We start from the raw sequence: 17,579 nt of genomic DNA on the forward strand, positions 1-17,579 counted from the left end.
GTTTTACCTTTCTAGCGTGATCCGCGCCGCACCGAACTCGTCAGCGGCGTCGGGGGGTGACCACGTCCCCACGCCATGCCCGGAAGGATCCCCCGTGGAGCTGCACACCCTTAAGACCGAGACGGTCGATCCCGAAGAACGCGGATCGGTCCTCGGCACCCGATACGGCGCTCAGATCCGGCGGGCCGGCGAGCTGTACCTGGAGCACTTCGCGCTGCTGGGCATCCCGGCGGACCGGGTGCGGGACATCGCGGAACGAAGCCGTGCGGCCCTGCGCGCCTGGGCGCCGGGCCTCGCCGAGGAGTCCGACGCCTGCGCCGACGCCGCCGGTGCCGAGCGCTGGACGGTGGCCGCCGTCGGAGCCCGTACCGAGATTCTCGCCGCCTGCCGGCCGGCCCCGGAGGGCGAGTGCTCGACGGCCGTGTTCGCGCCCGCGGGACGCCGGCCCGAGACGATACAGACGTGGGACTGGCACGACTCGCTCGTGCCGGACGGCCTGCTGCACGAACTGACCCCGCGCGAGGGACGCACGGTGAAGCTGTTCACCGAGTTCGGCGCCGCGGGCAAGATCGGCGTCAACAGCGCGGGCCTCGGCGTGCACTTCAACATCCTTTTCCACCAGGCCGATTCCGACTCCGGCGGCGTTCCCGTGCACGCGATCGCCCGCCACATCCTCGACGAGGCGGACACCCTCGGCCAGGCCGTGGAGCTCGCGTCGACCGCACGCGTCAGCGCCTCGACCTCGCTCACCGTGGTCACCGCCGGCGCCGCCGCGAGCCTCGAACTCTCCCCCGCCGGAATCGCCGTGGTCCCCGCCGGTGACGACGGCTGGCTGCTGCACACCAATCACTTCCTCGACGCCGGACTCGGCGCCGGGGACGTCCACTCCCCCGAGTCATCGACGGCGGAACGCTTCGCGCACCTGCGCGCGGTCCGCTCCACACTGCCCGGGCTCGCCCCCGCCGAGCGCGCGAAGGCGCTGTGCGGCGGCCCCGGGCCGGACGCCGTCATCTGCATGCGGCCGGACGAAGGCAAGCCCCTCCACGAGCAGTGGGGCACCTTGCTCACCGTCGGCCTCGATGTCGCCGACTGCGCCCTCGATTACGTGGCCGGTACGCCGGACGAAGCCGCCCAGCTCGGCCTCACCCGTTTCTGACCCCCTGGGCCTCCCCACCCCAGGCGTTCCTTCCCCATCCGCTCCGCCCCACCCCGTCCCCTGGAAGGACCTGCCATGACGGACACCGTCCGGCCCGGCCTGAAGGCACAGGTGGCCACCGCCACGCGCACCTTCTTCATCTCCGGCTTCGGAACCGCCCTGGAGTTCTACGACTTCATCATCTACGGCCTCGCCGCCGCCATCGTCTTCCCGAGCGTTTTCTTCCCCGGCTTCGACCACACGGTGGGCACCCTCGTGGCGTTCGCCGCGTTCGGCAGCGGCTTCGTCGCCCGTCCCCTCGGCGGCATCGTGATCGGCCACTTCGGCGACCGTATCGGCCGTAAGTCCATGCTGATCCTCACTCTCGTGATCATGGGGAGCAGCACCTTCCTCATCGGCTGTCTGCCCGGCTACCGGAGTGTGGGCGTCGCCGCGCCGGTGATGGTCGTGGCGCTCCGCCTCATCCAGGGCTTCGCGGCCGGCGGTGAATGGGGCGGCGCGTCCCTCTATGGCATCGAGAACGCTCCGGAGGACCGCCGCGGCCTGTGGGGCAGTTTCACGAGCGCCGGAATCGGCATCGGCAGCCTCTTCGGAACCGGCGTCTTCGCCCTGATCACCCTGCTGCCGCAGGAGGATCTGAAGGCGTGGGCCTGGCGAGTGCCGTTCTGGCTGGGCGGTCTGCTCGTTCTGATCGGTGTCGTGGCACGCAGCCGTATGCCCCAGGAGGAACGCCGCGCCGAGCACGCTCCCCGGGTGCCGATCCTCGACTCCATCAGGCGCCACCCGCGCCAGATGCTCCTGGCCATCGGCGTCGCCTTCGGCTACAACACCCTGGCCTACATCGGCTCCATCTTCACCGTGACGTACGCCGAGGAACTCGGCTACGACTACACGGAGTCGCTCCTGCTCCAGGTGGCCGGCTCGATCGCGTTCACGGTGGCCGTCCCGCTCATGGCCAGGCTCTCCGACCGCGTCGGCCGCAAGCCGGTCGTCATCCTCGGCACCCTCGCGTACGGGGCGTTCTTCTTCGCCTACTTCCCCATGGTGAACGGTCACGTCCTGGCGCTGGCGACCGTCGCCTACGTCCTGGTGAACGTGCTGATGGCCGCTCCCCAGGGCTGCATCCCCGCCTTCCTCGGCGAGCAGTTCCCCGGCGGCACCCGCTACTCGTCGATCTCCGCCACGTACCAGACCGGTGCGGCGCTCGGCGGCGGCACGGCAGCCACCGCCGCGACGGCCCTGCTCCTGGCCTTCGACGGCGACCCGATCGGTGTCGGCCTCTACTCCGGCGCGGCCGCGGTCGTCCTGGCCCTGTGCGCCTGGGGCCTGCGGGAGACCTTCAAGGTCCCGACGGCAGAGCTCGGTTCGGCGACGACGGCGGACCGCAGCGCGAAGGCGGTCGTCGACACGATGACCGGCTGAGGCGGTTCGGCGACGGTCTCGCCACCTGGCCCGAGCGCGTGCCACGCACTCGGGCCAGGCCGCTTCCACCGGCCTGAGCCGACGCTCTGGCGTGCCACCACGGCTCACGCACGAACAGGCTCTCGTCGCTCGTGCAGCCCGGCAGGGGCGGACGGTCAGCTCGGGAACATCCCGGCCGTCGCGTTGATCCACGTACCCGTGACCGAGGGGGCGGCGTCGGACGCGAGGAAGGTCGCGAGCGCGGCGATGTCCGCGATGCGCGGCGAACGCTTCGTCATGCGCAGGCTGTCGAGGTGCGCGAGGACCCCTTGCAATGCCGCCTCGTCCATGGCCGGTGCGCCGGCCCCGGCCAGCTTCTCCGGTGTCAGCGTGTCCGCAACGCCGGCGGTCCAGATGCCAAGGGCACGCACCCCGGACGGGCCCAGCTCCTGCGCGAGCTGGCGGATCAGCGCGTCCGTCGCGCCGTCCGCGGCGCCGGTGCCACCCAGCATCGGGGTGCCGTGCCGGGAACCGCTGTCGAGGGAGAGGATCACTCCCCCGCCCTGGGCGACCATGCGCCGGGCGGCTGCTCGCGCGGTGATGAACTGGCAGGCGATGCCCTGTACGACCGGCCGCGTGTAGTCGTCGACGGACATCTCCGTGAGGGGGATGCCCTGCAGATCGCCTCGCGGCACGAGGTTGAAGGAGATGTCGATCCGGCCGGCCCGCTCGACCACCGCGTCCGCGTGCGCCTCCACGGCCGCTTCGTCCAGGGCGTCGACGACGTCGTACTCCGCACCCACCTCGGCCGAGACCTTCCGCAGGGTGTCCTCCGTGCGTCCCGCCAGGACGACCCGCGCGCCGGCGTCCGTGTACGCCCGTGCCACGCCCGCTCCCAGGGAGCCGGCTCCGCCGTAGATGACCGCGACCTTGTCCTTCAGCACGTCCGTGAGCGTGGGCATGGGGCGTCGTCCTTTCCTCGGCCGGACGCCGCGTGCGTCCGCTGCTTCACAGGACTCATCGTCCGCCGAATCTCATCGGCGCACCGGCAGATTGTGGATCGGAGCGGCACCCCATGGGGTGAAGCTTGCGGGCTCACCCGCTCGCCGCCGAGGACATGTGGGAGGGGTATGGCCGTACCTCCCGCCACCGGAACGAGGTCGTCACATGCTCCGCAACAGGATCCTGTCCGTCACCGCCGCCTCCCTGCTTGTCTCGCTCGGTGGGGCGGCCCCAGCGGTCTCCGAACCGCCCGCCGCCACGATCACCGTCACGTCCCCGGCCGCCGACTCCGTGCACCCCGTGAACAGCAGTCTCTTCGTCGGCTGGCGCAACGACACCGGGCAGGAGGTCGACGTCTGGCTGGCGCAGGACGACGGTTCGGGCGGGACACGGCGCCTGTTCAAACTGGCCTCGAAGGCGAGCAGCAAGCCGACGAGTGAACTGGTCACGGCGGTGCCCCCGGCGCCGGACGGCACCGGTTACACCGTCGAGGTCACGGCCCGGGACACCGGTGTACGCGGCTACAGCGCCCCCTTCGCGGTAGGCCCTGTTCCGGCCGCCGGCCCGGTCGTCGGCACCAGCACAGACTCCGGCTCCGGCTCCGGCTCCGGCTCCGCAGGGGCGCAGGGGCCGTCACCCAGCTGGTTTCAGACGCAGGACGGGCACAGTCCCCGGTAGGTCACCTCGGCCTTGGACACGTCGAAGCCGAACCGCTCCTGCGCCGGGAGGCCGGAGAGCGGGTCGCCGGTCGGGTGGACGTCGCGGATGATGCCGCAGCCGGAGCACACCAGGTGCTGGTGCGGCCGGTGCGCGTTCGGGTCGTAGCGTTTCGCGCGGCCGTCCGTGGAGACCTCCATGACCTCGCCCAGTGCGACCAGCTCGCCCAGCGCGTTGTACACGGTCGCTCTGGAGATCTCGGGCAGCCGCTGCACCGCGCGGGCGTGCACCTCGTCGGCCGTGAGATGCACGTGATCACCGTCGAGAACCTCCGCCACGACGCGCCGCTGAGAGGTCATCCGCCAGCCACGCCCCCGCAGTCGCTCAAGCAGGCCACTCATATCGGTTCACCTTTTCAGGTTCGGTGGGACACCCGAGGTTGACCGGCGCACTCCCGGTCCCATGGGAAATGCGTTTGGTGCACTTCTTGACTTGGATTCTGTCCATCGTAGGATCGGTTATGGCGATAGCCAAGGGACAGGAAGACTCCAGTGCGGCAGGAGACAGAAGTTGATCACCTCCGAGGGGCGCGCGATGGTGCGTCGGTCGTTGCTCTCCTCGTGCCGCCTGAGGCCCTCCCCGCACCCGACGCGGCCGGATTCGTGCCGCTTCGCCTCACTCTGAGCCGTAGTGTCGACCCGTCCCGGAAGACCACGGCCTCCCGATCGACACGATCCGCCCGATCGAGACGATCACCCCGATCCCCACGATCGTCCGGATCGGCGAGGCTGAGGCCGTCCAAGGGGCCCGCGCCCCACCCGTTCCACCGCCGTAGTTCCTGAGCAGTGTGATCCGCCCCGTCCGGAAGGATTCCCCATGTCTGAGAACCAAGATGCGATCGTCACAGACGCGAAAACACAGGACGGAGGAGGCTGCCCGGTCGTACACGGCAGCGCCCCGCACCCGACGCAGGGCAACGGCGCGAACAGCCAGTGGTGGCCGCAACGGCTCAACCTGAAGATCCTTGCCAAGAACCCCGCCGTGGCCAACCCGCTCGGCGAGGAGTTCGACTACGCCGCGGCGTTCAAGACCCTCGACCTCGCCGAGGTCAAGCAGGACATCACGGAGGTGCTCACCACCTCGAAGGACTGGTGGCCCGCCGACTTCGGCCACTACGGCCCGTTCATGATCCGCATGGCGTGGCACAGCGCCGGCACCTACCGGATCAGCGACGGCCGCGGTGGCGCCGACACCGGGCAGCAGCGCTTCGCCCCGCTCAACAGCTGGCCGGACAACGGGAACCTCGACAAGGCCCGCCGTCTGCTGTGGCCCGTCAAGAAGAAGTACGGCAAGAACCTGTCGTGGGCCGACCTCATGGTCCTCACGGGCAACGTCGCCCTGGAGACGATGGGCTTCGACACCTTCGGGTTCGGCGGCGGACGTGTCGACGCGTGGGAGCCCGACGACGACGTCTACTGGGGTCCCGAGAAGACCTGGCTCGGCGACGAGCGCTACACGGGTGACCGTGAGCTGGAGAACCCGCTCGCCGCGGTCCAGATGGGCCTCATCTACGTCAACCCGGAAGGCCCCAACGGCAACCCGGACCCGCTCGCCGCGGCCCGTGACATCCGCGAGACGTTCCGCCGGATGGCGATGAACGACGAGGAGACGGTCGCCCTGATCGCCGGCGGCCACACCTTCGGCAAGACCCACGGCGCGGGCCCCGCGGAGGACGTCAGCGAGGCCCCCGAGGCCGCCCCGATCGAGGAGATGGGCCTCGGCTGGAAGAACGCGTACGGCACCGGCAAGGGTGGCGACGCGATCACCAGTGGCCTCGAGGGGATCTGGACGAACACCCCGACCACGTGGGACAACACCTTCTTCGACATCCTCTTCGGCTACGAGTGGGAGCTCTTCCAGAGCCCCGCCGGCGCGCACCAGTGGCGGCCGAAGGAGGGCGCGGGTGCGGGGTCCGTACCCGACGCCCACGACGCGTCGAAGAGCCACGCCCCCACGATGCTCACGACGGACCTCTCGCTCCGGTTCGACCCGACCTACGAGCCGATCTCGCGCCGCTTCCACGAGAACCCGGCCGAGTTCGCGGACGCCTTCGCCCGCGCGTGGTTCAAGCTGACCCACCGCGACATGGGCCCGGTCGTGCGCTACCTCGGCCCGGAGGTCCCGAGCGAGGAGCTGCTGTGGCAGGACCCGCTCCCCGCGGTGACGCACCCGCTCGTCGACGCCTCCGACGTCGCCGCGCTCAAGGGCCAGATCCTGGCCTCGGGCCTGACGGTGTCTCAGCTCGTGTCCACGGCATGGGCGTCGGCCTCGTCCTTCCGTAACAGCGACAAGCGCGGCGGCGCGAACGGCGCGCGCATCCGCCTCCAGCCGCAGAGCAGCTGGGAGGTCAACCAGCCCGACGAGCTGGCGGCCGTGCTGCGCAAGCTGGAGGGGGTCCAGCAGACCTTCAACAGCGCCCAGTCCGGTGGCAAGCAGATCTCGCTCGCCGACGTGATCGTGCTCGCCGGTGCCGCCGGCGTCGAGAAGGCCGCGAAGGACGCGGGCTTCGACATCCAGGTGCCGTTCGCTCCGGGACGTGCCGACGCCACGCAGGAGCAGACGGACGTGGAGTCGTTCTCCGCGCTCGAGCCGTCCGCGGACGGGTTCCGCAACTACCTCGGCAAGGGCAACCGCCTGCCGGCCGAGTACCTGCTCGTCGACAAGGCGAACCTGCTCGACCTGAGCGCCCCCGAGCTGACGGTCCTCATCGGCGGCCTGCGCGTCCTCGGCGCGAACTACGGGAAGTCGGCGCACGGCGTCCTCACCACGACCCCCGGGTCGCTGACCAACGACTTCTTCGTGAACCTGCTCGACCTGGACACGACGTGGAGCTCGACGGCCGGCGACGCGGACACCTTCGAGGGCCGCGACGCCTCGGGCAAGGTCATCTGGACCGGCACCCGTGCCGACCTCGTCTTCGGCTCGAACTCCGAGCTGCGCGCGGTCGCGGAGGTCTACGCGAGCGATGACGCGAAGGAGAAGTTCGTGAAGGACTTCGTCTCCGCGTGGGACAAGGTCATGAACCTGGACCGGTTCGACCTCTCCTGATCACGCATGATCCCGAAGTCCAGGTCGGCCCGCACCGGGCCGGCCTGGACTTCCGCGTTTCCGCGTCAATTCTCCGGCTGGTCCGGCGCCGGGCACGCCGTCCCGGAGGTCACCACCAGTACGCCGGGTACTTGGGCGCCCCGCGCCGTACGCGAGAAGCCGCGAACCCGGTCAGGGCGAGCAGCACGGTGGAGCCGAACAGCAGCGGCACGAAGCGCCCGGGAGCCGGCGTCTGGAGCACCACGATCACGGCAGTGGCGCAGGCCGCCGAGTGCGGGGTACGGGCGAGCATCGTCGCGGCGAGGGTGATGCCGCCCGCCAGTGCCGCCGTCCACGGGCTGCTGTGCGTCAGCGCGAGGACCGCGTAACCGGACCCTGCGCCGAGCAGATGCCCCAGGACGAGGCTCCGGGGCTGGGCCAGGGGCAGGGTGGGCGCGCTGTGCACGAGGGCTGCGCTCGCGGCCAGCGGCGGTATCAGGACCGGCTCATGGATCATCGCCCCGATCGCCACGAGGCCGAGCAGTACCGCGGTGACCGCGCTGATGCTGTGGAAGGCCGCCGCCGCGGTGGGGCGGGCCGGTGCCCGTCCGGCCCGGCGCGGCCGACGGGGCGAATCGGGGGCAGGAGTGGGCTGCGGCTGCGGGCGCAGCAGGGAATCAGTGCTCACGGTGACGTTTTCTGGGGCAGGCGGCTCTCGGCCGGCAGGACGACGGGAGAAGGAACGGTCGTAGCTGCGCGGAGCACACCTCTGTGATCAACAGTGGTTCTGACCTTGCGTCTGCCCTGGTGGGGCGGGCGCAGTCCACGAGGGATTTTACCTGCCACGCCGAGGGCGGCGGGCGTGGGGTGGCCCATCACCTGGCATGTCTGTCCGGGGCGCCGGGCGTCACCCCGCGCAGAGCACACCGCCTCGGAGCCTCGGCAGCCCTGCCTCATCCTGAACAGACGCTGACCGAAAGCTTGTTGAACGGGCTCAGGGCGCGCGGGAGCATTCGGTTCATGGACGAACCCGGCGCCTGCTACGAGATCCGCTACACGTGGACCGCCCCGGCCTGGCTGGCTCTGGCGCTCGCCGTGCTCATCGGCGTGGGATTCGTCCCTGGCGCCGAACCTCCGGGGAACGATCACATCGAGCTGATCTTCACGCCCTACGTGGCCCTGGTCCTGCCGGCCGCCGCCCTACGGCGGACCGCTGTACACATCGGCCCCCGCGGCATCACTCTGGGCGGCCTGCTGATCTTCCGCAGGCCGGAGTTTCTTCCCTGGCCGGAGATCGTGTCCGTCACGTTCTGGGACGGCATGCGGGGGCCGGGACGGTTTCGGCACGCCGAACTCGACGTGCGTCACCGCAGGGGGCCCGCCCCACCACCGCAACCGGCCACGTCCCCGGCTCTGCGCGAGTTGGACGCGTATCTGTCGACACAGGTGGATCCCGCCTTCGTCGAGTCCTTCAGAGGAACCAAGGGGTCCACGCGTTCCATGGCGCTGTGCAAGGTGGACACCGGGCGCCTCGAACGAGCCGTACGGGCCTTCGCTCCCCAGGTCCACGTCTTCGGCGACGTCGGCCGACCATGACGGTACGACCGAGGATCCGACTGAACGCAAGCGTCGGACATGGGAGTTGAGTGACCATGAAGACGCATGCGGAGGCGGGCTCGGCATCAGTCGACACCTACGGGAGGGCGAGGCAGCCATGGCCGAACATGAGGGGCCGCAGCCGCCGTACTCTCCGGCACCGGTCGCATCCCGCCTCGGCTCCGGCTGCTTCCCCTGGACGGGTCTCGCGGTTCTGATCGCCCTCGTCTCCGGGCTGCTCCTGTTCCTCGGCCGCGGCGGCGAACCCGGGAGCGGCCACCCTGGCAACGGCCAAACCGGGAACGGTACCCAGAAGACCTACATCGACGAGATCAAGACGGCACGGCAGCAGCTCTTCACAGGTGAACTCGCCCGCACCAGTACGAAGTCGCTGCATCTCGTGGCCGGCGGCGATCCGCTCCGTTACCGGGCCACGATCCAGGGCAGTTGGCGCTCGGGCGGATCCAGTGAGACACACTCCCGGACCGTTGCCGGCGCCGATATCGGCGTGAGGCTGCACTGCTCGGGTGCCCAAGTGCGGTGCACGCCACTGTCGTCGGAACGTCAGACCGTCATCTCCAAGAAGGACACGGCGACATGGCTGTGGGACGTGAGCGCCGAGAAGGCTGGGACGGTAACCCTGTCCGTGACGGTGACCGCCTATTACGAGGACGGCGACACCGTGCTCCTCGAGGAACCGCCCGCGACCACTCACGTCGAGGTGGCGGCCCCGCCCGACGGCAGCTTCGCCTGGGTCGAGCAGGCGTGGCGGTGGGTTTCCGGCGCGATCACAAGCCTGGGCGGGCTCGCCATGTCCCTGACCGCCGTCATCGCCCTGGCGGTGATGTTGGCCCGCCGAACACCCACGCCGACCGACCCGGAACCCGGCAACCCCGAACCCGGCAACGACGACACCGACGCGGACACCAACTCGCCCTCCTGAGCCACGCACAGCGGCCCTGAGCGCCGCGACACTATGTGAGGCCAAGGTCACAGTTTCGCCGGGAGTGGTCGACTTCTCGCCCAACTTCCCAGGTCAGAGCTGCCTGCGGAGTAAGTCCCCACCTCCGCCGCGTGGCGCAGGGACGCCGATTGTCACATCGACCCTCTAGGCTTCTTCACATGTCCACCACTCCGATCCCTGGTTCCGTGCGGTCCGCCGACGATCTGAACGAAGAGATTCGCTGCCTGATGCTGTGCAGCGGTGGCCGGTTGAGCGCGGAGCAGCGCCGGGAGTACGAAGTTCTCGTCATCGAGTGGTCCGCGGCGATACGTGGCGAGGTTGTGAAGGCCGCGTAAGCCCCGGACCTGTCCCCGCCGGTCACGCAGCCGTGGCGTCACTCGGACGGCTGCGGGGTCAGGCGGTGCAGCCCCTTCCGGTCGTAGTACCTGGTCATCGCGAACCCGAAGGCCAGCGAGATGACGGCGCCGACCGCGATCATGACCCAGGCGCGCAGGAGACCGGCATCGGCTCGCGCGTCGAAGAAGAGGATGGAACGGACTCCGCCGCTGAGCTGCCGCATCGGTTCGAAAATGCCGAGGAAACGGTAGAAACCGGGGACCGCCTCCAGCGGAATGGTCGCTCCGGACGACGGCAGGCCGAGGACGATGAAGACGAACATGGACACGAGCTGCCCGATCCCGCCGAAGGCCGCGTTGATGGCCTGGACGCCCATGCCGACCGCCAGCGTGGCGCAGTAGGAGAAGACCCACAGCAGTGGCAGGTGGGAGGCGTCCATGCCGAGGATCCCGACGGTGGCCAGCATGATCAATGTGGTGGTGAGCAGGGTGATGCCGACGGTCATGACCATCTTCAGCAGCAGCGTCTGCGTGCGGTTGATCGGCACGGTGGGGCGGCGGGCGTGCCAGGGGCCGATCTCACTGTCGGCGTAGCCGAGAGCGGTGTCGACGCCCATGCTGGTGAGGTTGGCGCCCAGGAACCCGGTCAGGACGAGCAGCAGGGTGTAGTAGAAGGCGCTCAGGCCCAGGCCGCTGTGGTCTCCGATGGGGTGCCCCACCTGCGTGGTGACGGCGATCGGATCGGCGAGCAACAGGCGTGCGGTGGGGGTGACTTGCCGGTCGGCGTCGGCCGCCGTCAGCTGCTTCCCGATGGTCCGGGAGGTCTGTTCGGCCGCCGTCGTGCTGATCCTGCCGGCCAGGGAGGAGCCGAGGCTGCCCATGCCGGGGTTGGTCAGTACGGTCAGCGTCGGTCGTTGCGTGGCCTTGCTGGTGGTGAGCGCGGCAATGGTGTCGGTGAAGTCCGGGGGGATGACCAGGGCGCCGTAGACCTTGCCTGATTCGAGCTCGTCCTGGGCCTGACCGCGGGTGAGCGGATGCCAGTCGACCTTGCCGCCGGAGGTGTCGGCGAGGGCGGCCCGTGCGACCTGCGTCCCCAGGTTCTGGCTCTGCCCGGGCAGAGGTTTGCCCCGGTCCGAGTTGACGAGCGCGATCGGCAGGTTCCGCAAGTCCCGGTTCGGGTTCACGATGCCGCCCATGTAGAGCAGGGACAGCAGCAGTGCGAGCATCCCGGTCAGAATCGTGGGCACCAGCCACAGCTTCGGGCGACGCACGAGCGCGGAGGCGCGCGCCTTTTCCGCGGCGTGGCGGGGTGCGCTGTCGTCGTCCATGGTGCTCCTTGGTTCGCGGCGCCGGGCCGGGTGATCGCACCGAGGTCGACAGCCGGAAAGGCCCGACTGGGGTGCAGTTGTCACCTTCTCTGCCACGACGGCCGTCCGCGACCACCAACACGGCCGAGGGCTGCGGCCGAGGGCAGATCTCCGCGCCGGCTCGGCCGAGGGCACACCCTGCAGACACAGCAAGGCCCGGATCCAGAAGGATCCGGGCCTTGTCCATCAGTAGCGGGGACAGGATTTGAACCTGCGACCTCTGGGTTATGAGCCCAGCGAGCTACCGAGCTGCTCCACCCCGCGTCGGTAGACACCACCGTACGCCATCGCAGCCGGTCCCCATGACCGTGTGCCCGCCGATCGCTAGCGGACGAGGCACGGGCGCTTGCTGTCGAACTGCCAGTCCGGGACGAGATACCGCATCCCGACGGCGTCGTCGCGTGCCCCCAGGGCCTTCGTCTTGTAGAGGTCGTGGGCCGCGAGCAGTCGGTCCATGTCGAGCTGGACGCCCAGGCCCGGGGCGTCGGGCACGGCGATCTCACCGTCGACGATCCGGGGCGGGGCGGTGGTGAGGCGCTCCAGGCCCTCCTGCCAGATCCAGTGCGTGTCGAGGGCGTTGTACTCGCCGGGGGCGGCGGCTCCGCAGTGGGTCACCATCGCGAGGGAGATGTCGAAGTGGTTGTTGGAGTGGCAGCCCCAGGTCAGGCCCATCGCGTTGCAGAGCTGGGCCACGCGGACCGAGCCCTGCATGGTCCAGAAGTGCGGGTCGGCCAGGGGGATGGAGACCGACTGGAGCGCCAGGGCGTGGGTGAGCTGGCGCCAGTCCGTGGCGATCATGTTGGTCGCGGTGGGCAGGCCCGTGGCGCGGCGGAACTCGGCGAGGATCTCCCGGCCGGAGTAGCCCCCTTCGGCACCACAGGGGTCCTCGGCGTAGGCGAGGGTGCCGGACAGGGGCGTGCACAGCTCGATCGCCTCGCGCAGCGACCACGCGCCGTTGGGGTCGAGGGTGATCCTGGCCTCGGGGAAGCGGTCCTTCAGCGCCTGGACGGCCCTGACCTCCTCGGTGCCTGCCAGGACTCCGCCCTTGAGCTTGAAGTCGCGGAATCCGTACCGGTCGTAAGCGGCCTCGGCCTGGCGGACGATCGCGTCGGGTGTCAGGGCCTCTTCGTGCCGGACGCGGTGCCAGTCGACGGCCGAGTCGGGTTCGCGGACGTATTCCAGGTCGGTGCGGTCGGGGTCACCGACGTAGAAGAGGTAGCCCAACACCCTTACGGAGTCGCGCTGTTGGCCGTCGCCGAGGAGCGCCGCGACGGGGACGTCGAGGTGCTGGCCCAGAAGGTCGAGCATCGCCGACTCGACGGCGGTGACGGCGTGGACGGTGGTGCGCAGGTCGAAGGTCTGGGCGCCTCGTCCGCCCGCGTCGCGGTCGGCGAACCTGGCTCCGATCTCGCGCAGGACGCGCTTGTAGTCGCCCACCTTCGCGCCGACCACGAGGGACTCGGCGTCGCGCAGGGTCTGGGTGATCTTCTCGCCGCCCGGCACCTCGCCCAGGCCCGTGCGGCCTTCCGAGTCCTGGAGGACGACGATGTTGCGGGTGAAGTAGGGGCCGTGCGCGCCGGAGAGATTCAGTTCCATGCAGTCCCGGCCGGCGACCGGATAGACGGCGAACGCGGTGACGGTCGTCTGCTTGCTCAAGGTCATTGCGGTTCCTGTGGTCGGAAGGTGTGCGGATCGATGTGTGTCACAGGCTCAGGAAGTCCAACGCCCATTCCATGGCAAGTACGCCGCCCAGGCCCAGCACCGCGAGCACGGTCGTGTACGTGGTCCTGACCTTGATCGCGTCGATGACCGAGAGGTTGAAGTACTCCTTGAAGAGCCAGAATCCGGGGTCGTTCACATGGGAGAACGCGATCGACCCGCAGGAGACGGCGAGAACCATGATCTCGGGGTGGATGCCGCTGCCCGCCAGGAGCGGAAGCACCACGCCGGACGCCGTGACGACGGCGACCGTCGCCGAGCCGAGGGCCACGCGCAGGATGACCGCGATGAGCCAGGCCAGGATGAGGGGCGAGATGGCCCAGCTGTCCGTGACGTCCTTGATGTAGTCGGAGATCCCGCCCTCGACGAGGACGTTCTTGAAGGCGCCGCCGGCGCCGATGACCAGGAGGATCATCGCCATCGCCTGGGCCGCCGAGGCGCAGGAGGCGCTGACCTCCGTAAGGCTGCGGCCGATGCGCGGCCCGAACGCCCAGATCGCCAGGAGCAGCGTCAGCATGAGTGCGATCGGGGCCGAGCCGATGAACGCGACCGCGTGCAGGAACGGGCTCTCGCCGGACGTGACCATGTCGATCACCGCGGCACCCGCGATCAGGACCACCGGGAAGAGGGCCACTAGCAGCGACCAGCCCATGCCGGGCATCTCTTCGTCGGTGAACTCGCGGTCGCTGACCAGTCCCTTGGGGATGGACGGGTTCATCGCCTTCACGAACGGCAGGCGCGGCCACGCGAGGGCGATGAGCGCTCCGGCCGGCACGGCGATGAAGAGGCCGTAGAACAGGGTGTGTCCGACGGAGGCGTGGAAGGTCGCGGCGACGGCGGTGGGGCCGGGGTGCGGCGGGAGGAAGCTGTGCATGGTGGACAGGGCGATGGACATCGGCAGCCCGACCCACAGCAGCTTCGCGCCGGTGACCCGCACCAGGGTGAACGCGATGGGCACGATGATGATGAAGGCGACTTCGTAGAACATGGTGACGCCGATGAGCATGGACGTGACCACCATGGCCACCTGCACCCAGCGCGGCCCGAAGGCGTCGAGGAGCCGGTTGGCTATTCGTTGCGCCGCTCCGGAGTCCCCCATGACGCGGCCGACCATGGCGCCGAGGCCGATGGTCAGCATCGTGTCGCCGATCTGGCCGCCGATGCCCTCCGAGAGGACGTCGGGGATCGTCGCCGCCGGAATGCCCTGCACCAGGGCGACGCCGACCGCCACGAGGAGGAGGGCGGCGAACCCGTTCATTCTCAGCCTGGTCATGAGGAAGAGCAGAATCAGAACGCTGATTCCCACTACGACGAGAGGCAAGTCAGTTCCCCTTTGAACTGTGGATCGAACTGTGGATCGCGGGTCGGGCTGGTACGAAGCTGAGCGCGGCGAAGCAGTGGGGCTTCGACTGCGCGTGTCCGGCGGTCAGTTGACGCGCCGCACGGCTCCGACCAGGTTCAGTCCGGCGTCCAGCACCTTCTCGAGATCCGCGAGGTCGGCGGGCGACGGGTCGGTGAGCGGGGCGCGCACGGGGCCGACCGGGAGGCCGCGCAGCCGGGCCGCGGCCTTGACGAGGGAGACGGCGTAGCCCGGGACACGGTCGCGCAGCTCCACCAAGGGAACGTAGAAGTCGCGCAGGAGCTTGTTCGTCGCCTCGTCGTCGCCCGCCCGCAGCGCGGTGAAGAAGGCCTTCGCGATTTCGGGCGCGAACGCGTGGACCGCGGAGGAGTAGGCGGGCACGCCGACGGTGGCGTAGGCGCGGGCCTGCATCTCGGCGGTCGCGGCGCCGTTGAAGAAGAGGAAGCCGTCGGGTGCGGCGAGTGTCAGGCGCTGGAGCCGGTCCAGGTCGCTGTGCCCGTCCTTCAGGCCGACGACGGTGGGGATCCCGGCGATCCGGCGCAGGGTGTCCGCGCTGAAGGTGACCTGGTCGCGCTGGTACGCGATCAGCGGCAGCCGGGTGCCCGCGGCGATCCGGCGCAGCTGCTCCACCAGCCCGTCCTGCGGAGCGCCGACCAGGTAGTGCGGCAGCACGAGCAGCGCGTCGGCGCCCTCCTCCTGCGCGATCCGGGCGAACCGCAGCGCCTGCGACCAGCCGTAGCCGATGCCGGCGACCACCGGCAGCCGCCCGTCGGCGACCTCGACCGTCACCCTGACGACCGCCCGGTACTCCTCCTCGTCCAGCGAGAAGAACTCCCCCGTTCCGCAGGCGGGGAAGACCATGCCCGGCGCGTTGGCCAACTGGGCGGTCAGGTAGGTCCGGTAGGCGTCCAGGTCGAGGCTGCCGTCGTCCCGGAGGCTCGTGAGCGGGAAGGACAGCACCCCCTTCGCCATCCCGTCACGCAGCTTCTGCGCGACATCCTCGGGTTGCGTGCCGACCTCGTTCATAGATCTGATCCCCATATGCAGATGGCGTCCATGTATGAGAATGGAGGCTAAGTCGGTGAACTGGTCGGGTCAATGGGTGAAGCCCCGCGGATTTACGATGACCGGCACCGAGAGGCAGGGGGAACGCGCGTGACTACAGGGGTCCGTGGGGTGAAGTCGGCGCTGCGCACGGTCGCGCTGCTGGAACTGCTCGCGGCGAGGGGCGACCGGCCGGCGCGCCTGGACGAACTCGCCGAGGAGCTCGACGTGCCGCGCAGCAGCATGTACCAACTGCTGCGGACCCTCGTCGAGTGCGGCTGGGTGCGTACGGACACCACCGGTTCGCTGTACGGCATCGGGATCCGCACCCTTCTCACGGGCACGAGCTACCTCGACAACGACCCACGTGTGCGTGCCGTGCGCCCGTATCTCGACGAGGCGTCGGACGCGCTCGGCGAGACGATCCACCTGGCGCGGCTCGACGGTCCGCACGTCGTCTATCTCGCGACCCGCGAGTCCCACGAGTACCTGCGCACCATCAGCCGCGTGGGCCGCCGGGTCCCCGCACACGCCGGCGCCCTCGGAAAAGCGTTGCTCGCCGAGCGTGCGGACAGCGAGCTACCGCTCGCCACCGCCCCGTTGGCCGCTCTGACGGAGAACACCCACACCGACCGCGACGCGTTGCTCGCCGACCTCGCAGGCATCCGCGAACGGGGCTACGCCATCGACCTCGAGGAGACGGTGACCGGCATCGCGGGCTTCGGCTTCGCCCTGCGGTACGACGCTCCGGCGGTCGATGCCATCAGCTGCTCGGTTCCGGTCGCCCGCCTCACCGGGGAGCGCCAGGAATGCGTCGTCGCCGTCATGCGGGACGTACAGACGAAGATCGAGGCGCTGCTGTCACCCCGCTCGGGGGCGCCCGACTGGCGGTGAGTGCGAGCGGGGGCTACTGGACCGGTCGCCCCTTGCCTTCGTCACAGGTGGCGGAGCAGGGCCTCCAGCGCCGGATTGTCGTTGTTCCTGCGCCACACCAGATTCAGCTCGACCGGCTTGGGATCCGTCAGGGACAGCGGCTTGTAGGTGATCCCGCCGAACCTCATCTGCGCCGCGGCCTCCGGGACCAGGGCGATGCCCCAGCCCGCGTTCACCATCGCCAGAATGCTGTGCACCTGGCTGAGGTACTGCGTGAAGACGGGTGTGACCTGGGCGGCACGGAAGATGCTGACGAGCAGCTCGTGGAAGTAGCGGGCCTCGACCGGCGAGTACATCAGGACCTCCTCCCCGTCGAAGTCCTCCACGCGCAGGTCGCCCTCGCGCGCGGCGAGCGGATGACCCGTGGGCAGGGCGGCGAGCAGCCCCTCCCTGACCGCGGACCGGGTCTCCAGGTCGGGCCCGGTGTTCGCGGGGCGGATCATCCCCAGGTCGAGGGAGCCTGCGGTGATGGCCTCCAGCTGGTCGCGGGTGACCAGTTCACGCAGCACCACCTCCACGCGGGGCATGGCCGAGCGGGCCACTTCGAGCAGCGTGCCGAGGGCCGAGTTCGCGCTGGCCGCCGTGAACCCGATGGCGATGGCTCCGGCCTCGCCGGCCGACACCTGCCGTACCGCGAGGGCCGCGTGCTCGGACTGGCGCAGGATGTGGCGTGCCTCGTTGAGGAACGTGCGGCCCGCCGGGGTGAGCCGGACGGAGCGGTTGGTGCGGTCGAGGAGCTGTACGCCGAGGTCGTGCTCGAGGAGCTGGATCTGCCGGCTCAGCGGGGGCTGGGTCATCCGGAGGCGCTCCGCGGCGCGGGTGAAGTGCAGTTCCTCGGCCACCGCCACGAAGCTCACGAGCTGTGCCAGCGTGAACAATGATTCTCTCCGGGTATCAGCGCATGCAAAATTGGTCTTGGACGTGGATCAATCGCCGACTCTAGCTTCAAGAGGAGTCA

The 17,579-nt window shown here is 69.7% G+C and carries 16 protein-coding genes and 1 tRNA gene; 8 read left to right on the forward strand and 9 right to left on the reverse strand.

Annotated elements, in window-relative coordinates:
- The first annotated feature begins 94 nt into the window (after positions 1 to 94).
- Together OHO83_RS03745 and OHO83_RS03750 are read left to right on the forward strand one after the other, a co-directional pair.
- Positions 95 to 1,156, forward strand: coding sequence for a C45 family peptidase (locus OHO83_RS03745; protein WP_330278653.1), 1,062 nt, complete (start codon positions 95 to 97; stop codon positions 1,154 to 1,156).
- A 75-nt stretch (positions 1,157 to 1,231) separates the two neighbouring features.
- Complete coding sequence (locus OHO83_RS03750) at positions 1,232 to 2,578, forward strand: MFS transporter (protein ID WP_266678906.1); 1,347 nt, start codon at positions 1,232 to 1,234, stop codon at positions 2,576 to 2,578.
- Between the two features lie 155 nt (positions 2,579 to 2,733).
- Here OHO83_RS03750 and OHO83_RS03755 read toward each other — a convergent pair whose 3' ends face one another.
- A complete protein-coding gene (locus OHO83_RS03755) occupies positions 2,734 to 3,519 on the reverse strand; it encodes an SDR family NAD(P)-dependent oxidoreductase (RefSeq protein WP_330278654.1) in 786 nt (261 codons plus the stop codon).
- 205 nt (positions 3,520 to 3,724) lie between these two features.
- Here OHO83_RS03755 and OHO83_RS03760 point away from each other — a divergent pair, with 205 nt between their 5' ends.
- Positions 3,725 to 4,237 carry a hypothetical protein gene (locus tag OHO83_RS03760; RefSeq protein WP_330278655.1) on the forward strand — a complete coding sequence of 171 codons (513 nt, stop codon included), beginning with the start codon at positions 3,725 to 3,727 and terminating at the stop codon, positions 4,235 to 4,237.
- Here the strand turns inward: OHO83_RS03760 and OHO83_RS03765 are convergent.
- Positions 4,207 to 4,617, reverse strand: coding sequence for a Fur family transcriptional regulator (locus OHO83_RS03765; RefSeq protein WP_266678900.1), 411 nt, complete (start codon positions 4,615 to 4,617; stop codon positions 4,207 to 4,209). The two genes, OHO83_RS03760 and OHO83_RS03765, sit on opposite strands and share 31 nt — an antisense overlap.
- 475 nt (positions 4,618 to 5,092) lie before the next feature.
- On the opposite strand from OHO83_RS03765, the gene katG reads away from it, so the two are divergent.
- Positions 5,093 to 7,324 carry a catalase/peroxidase HPI gene (gene katG, locus OHO83_RS03770; protein ID WP_266678898.1) on the forward strand — a complete coding sequence of 744 codons (2,232 nt, stop codon included), beginning with the start codon at positions 5,093 to 5,095 and terminating at the stop codon, positions 7,322 to 7,324.
- A gap of 109 nt (positions 7,325 to 7,433) precedes the next feature.
- Here katG and OHO83_RS03775 read toward each other — a convergent pair whose 3' ends face one another.
- Positions 7,434 to 7,991, reverse strand: coding sequence for an HPP family protein (locus OHO83_RS03775; protein ID WP_266678896.1), 558 nt, complete (start codon positions 7,989 to 7,991; stop codon positions 7,434 to 7,436).
- Between the two features lie 332 nt (positions 7,992 to 8,323).
- Between OHO83_RS03775 and OHO83_RS03780 the strand changes: the two genes are divergently transcribed.
- The 3 genes from OHO83_RS03780 to OHO83_RS03790 all read left to right on the forward strand — a co-directional run bounded on the left by OHO83_RS03780 (position 8,324) and on the right by OHO83_RS03790 (position 10,198).
- Complete coding sequence (locus OHO83_RS03780; RefSeq protein WP_266678894.1) at positions 8,324 to 8,899, forward strand: hypothetical protein; 576 nt, start codon at positions 8,324 to 8,326, stop codon at positions 8,897 to 8,899.
- Positions 8,900 to 9,017: 118 nt separating this feature from the next.
- Positions 9,018 to 9,842: a hypothetical protein gene (locus tag OHO83_RS03785; RefSeq protein WP_330278656.1), complete on the forward strand. Its 825-nt coding sequence runs from the start codon at positions 9,018 to 9,020 to the stop codon at positions 9,840 to 9,842.
- A 179-nt stretch (positions 9,843 to 10,021) separates the two neighbouring features.
- Positions 10,022 to 10,198 (forward strand): hypothetical protein, encoded by a 177-nt coding sequence (locus OHO83_RS03790; RefSeq protein WP_165914507.1) that lies wholly within the window; start codon positions 10,022 to 10,024, stop codon positions 10,196 to 10,198.
- A 38-nt stretch (positions 10,199 to 10,236) separates the two neighbouring features.
- Here OHO83_RS03790 and OHO83_RS03795 read toward each other — a convergent pair whose 3' ends face one another.
- The 5 genes from OHO83_RS03795 to OHO83_RS03815 all read right to left on the reverse strand — a co-directional run bounded on the left by OHO83_RS03795 (position 10,237) and on the right by OHO83_RS03815 (position 15,685).
- On the reverse strand, positions 10,237 to 11,526 hold the full coding sequence (locus OHO83_RS03795; protein WP_330278657.1) for a YhgE/Pip domain-containing protein: 1,290 nt from the start codon (positions 11,524 to 11,526) through the stop codon (positions 10,237 to 10,239).
- A gap of 229 nt (positions 11,527 to 11,755) precedes the next feature.
- Positions 11,756 to 11,829, reverse strand: a tRNA-Met gene (locus OHO83_RS03800).
- 60 nt (positions 11,830 to 11,889) lie between these two features.
- Positions 11,890 to 13,227: an enolase C-terminal domain-like protein gene (locus OHO83_RS03805; protein ID WP_330278658.1), complete on the reverse strand. Its 1,338-nt coding sequence runs from the start codon at positions 13,225 to 13,227 to the stop codon at positions 11,890 to 11,892.
- A gap of 40 nt (positions 13,228 to 13,267) precedes the next feature.
- Positions 13,268 to 14,605 carry a gluconate:H+ symporter gene (locus OHO83_RS03810; protein WP_330278659.1) on the reverse strand — a complete coding sequence of 446 codons (1,338 nt, stop codon included), beginning with the start codon at positions 14,603 to 14,605 and terminating at the stop codon, positions 13,268 to 13,270.
- A gap of 105 nt (positions 14,606 to 14,710) precedes the next feature.
- Positions 14,711 to 15,685, reverse strand: coding sequence for a 5-dehydro-4-deoxyglucarate dehydratase (locus OHO83_RS03815; protein WP_266678884.1), 975 nt, complete (start codon positions 15,683 to 15,685; stop codon positions 14,711 to 14,713).
- Between the two features lie 135 nt (positions 15,686 to 15,820).
- Between OHO83_RS03815 and OHO83_RS03820 the strand changes: the two genes are divergently transcribed.
- Positions 15,821 to 16,582 (forward strand): IclR family transcriptional regulator, encoded by a 762-nt coding sequence (locus OHO83_RS03820; RefSeq protein ID WP_443066092.1) that lies wholly within the window; start codon positions 15,821 to 15,823, stop codon positions 16,580 to 16,582.
- A gap of 41 nt (positions 16,583 to 16,623) precedes the next feature.
- Here the strand turns inward: OHO83_RS03820 and OHO83_RS03825 are convergent, their stop codons facing one another.
- On the reverse strand, positions 16,624 to 17,499 hold the full coding sequence (locus tag OHO83_RS03825) for a LysR substrate-binding domain-containing protein (protein WP_266678880.1): 876 nt from the start codon (positions 17,497 to 17,499) through the stop codon (positions 16,624 to 16,626).
- Positions 17,500 to 17,579: the final 80 nt, after the last annotated feature.

Origin of the sequence: Streptomyces sp. NBC_00569 (assembly GCF_036345255.1) — a bacterium.
GTDB lineage: Bacteria > Actinomycetota > Actinomycetes > Streptomycetales > Streptomycetaceae > Streptomyces.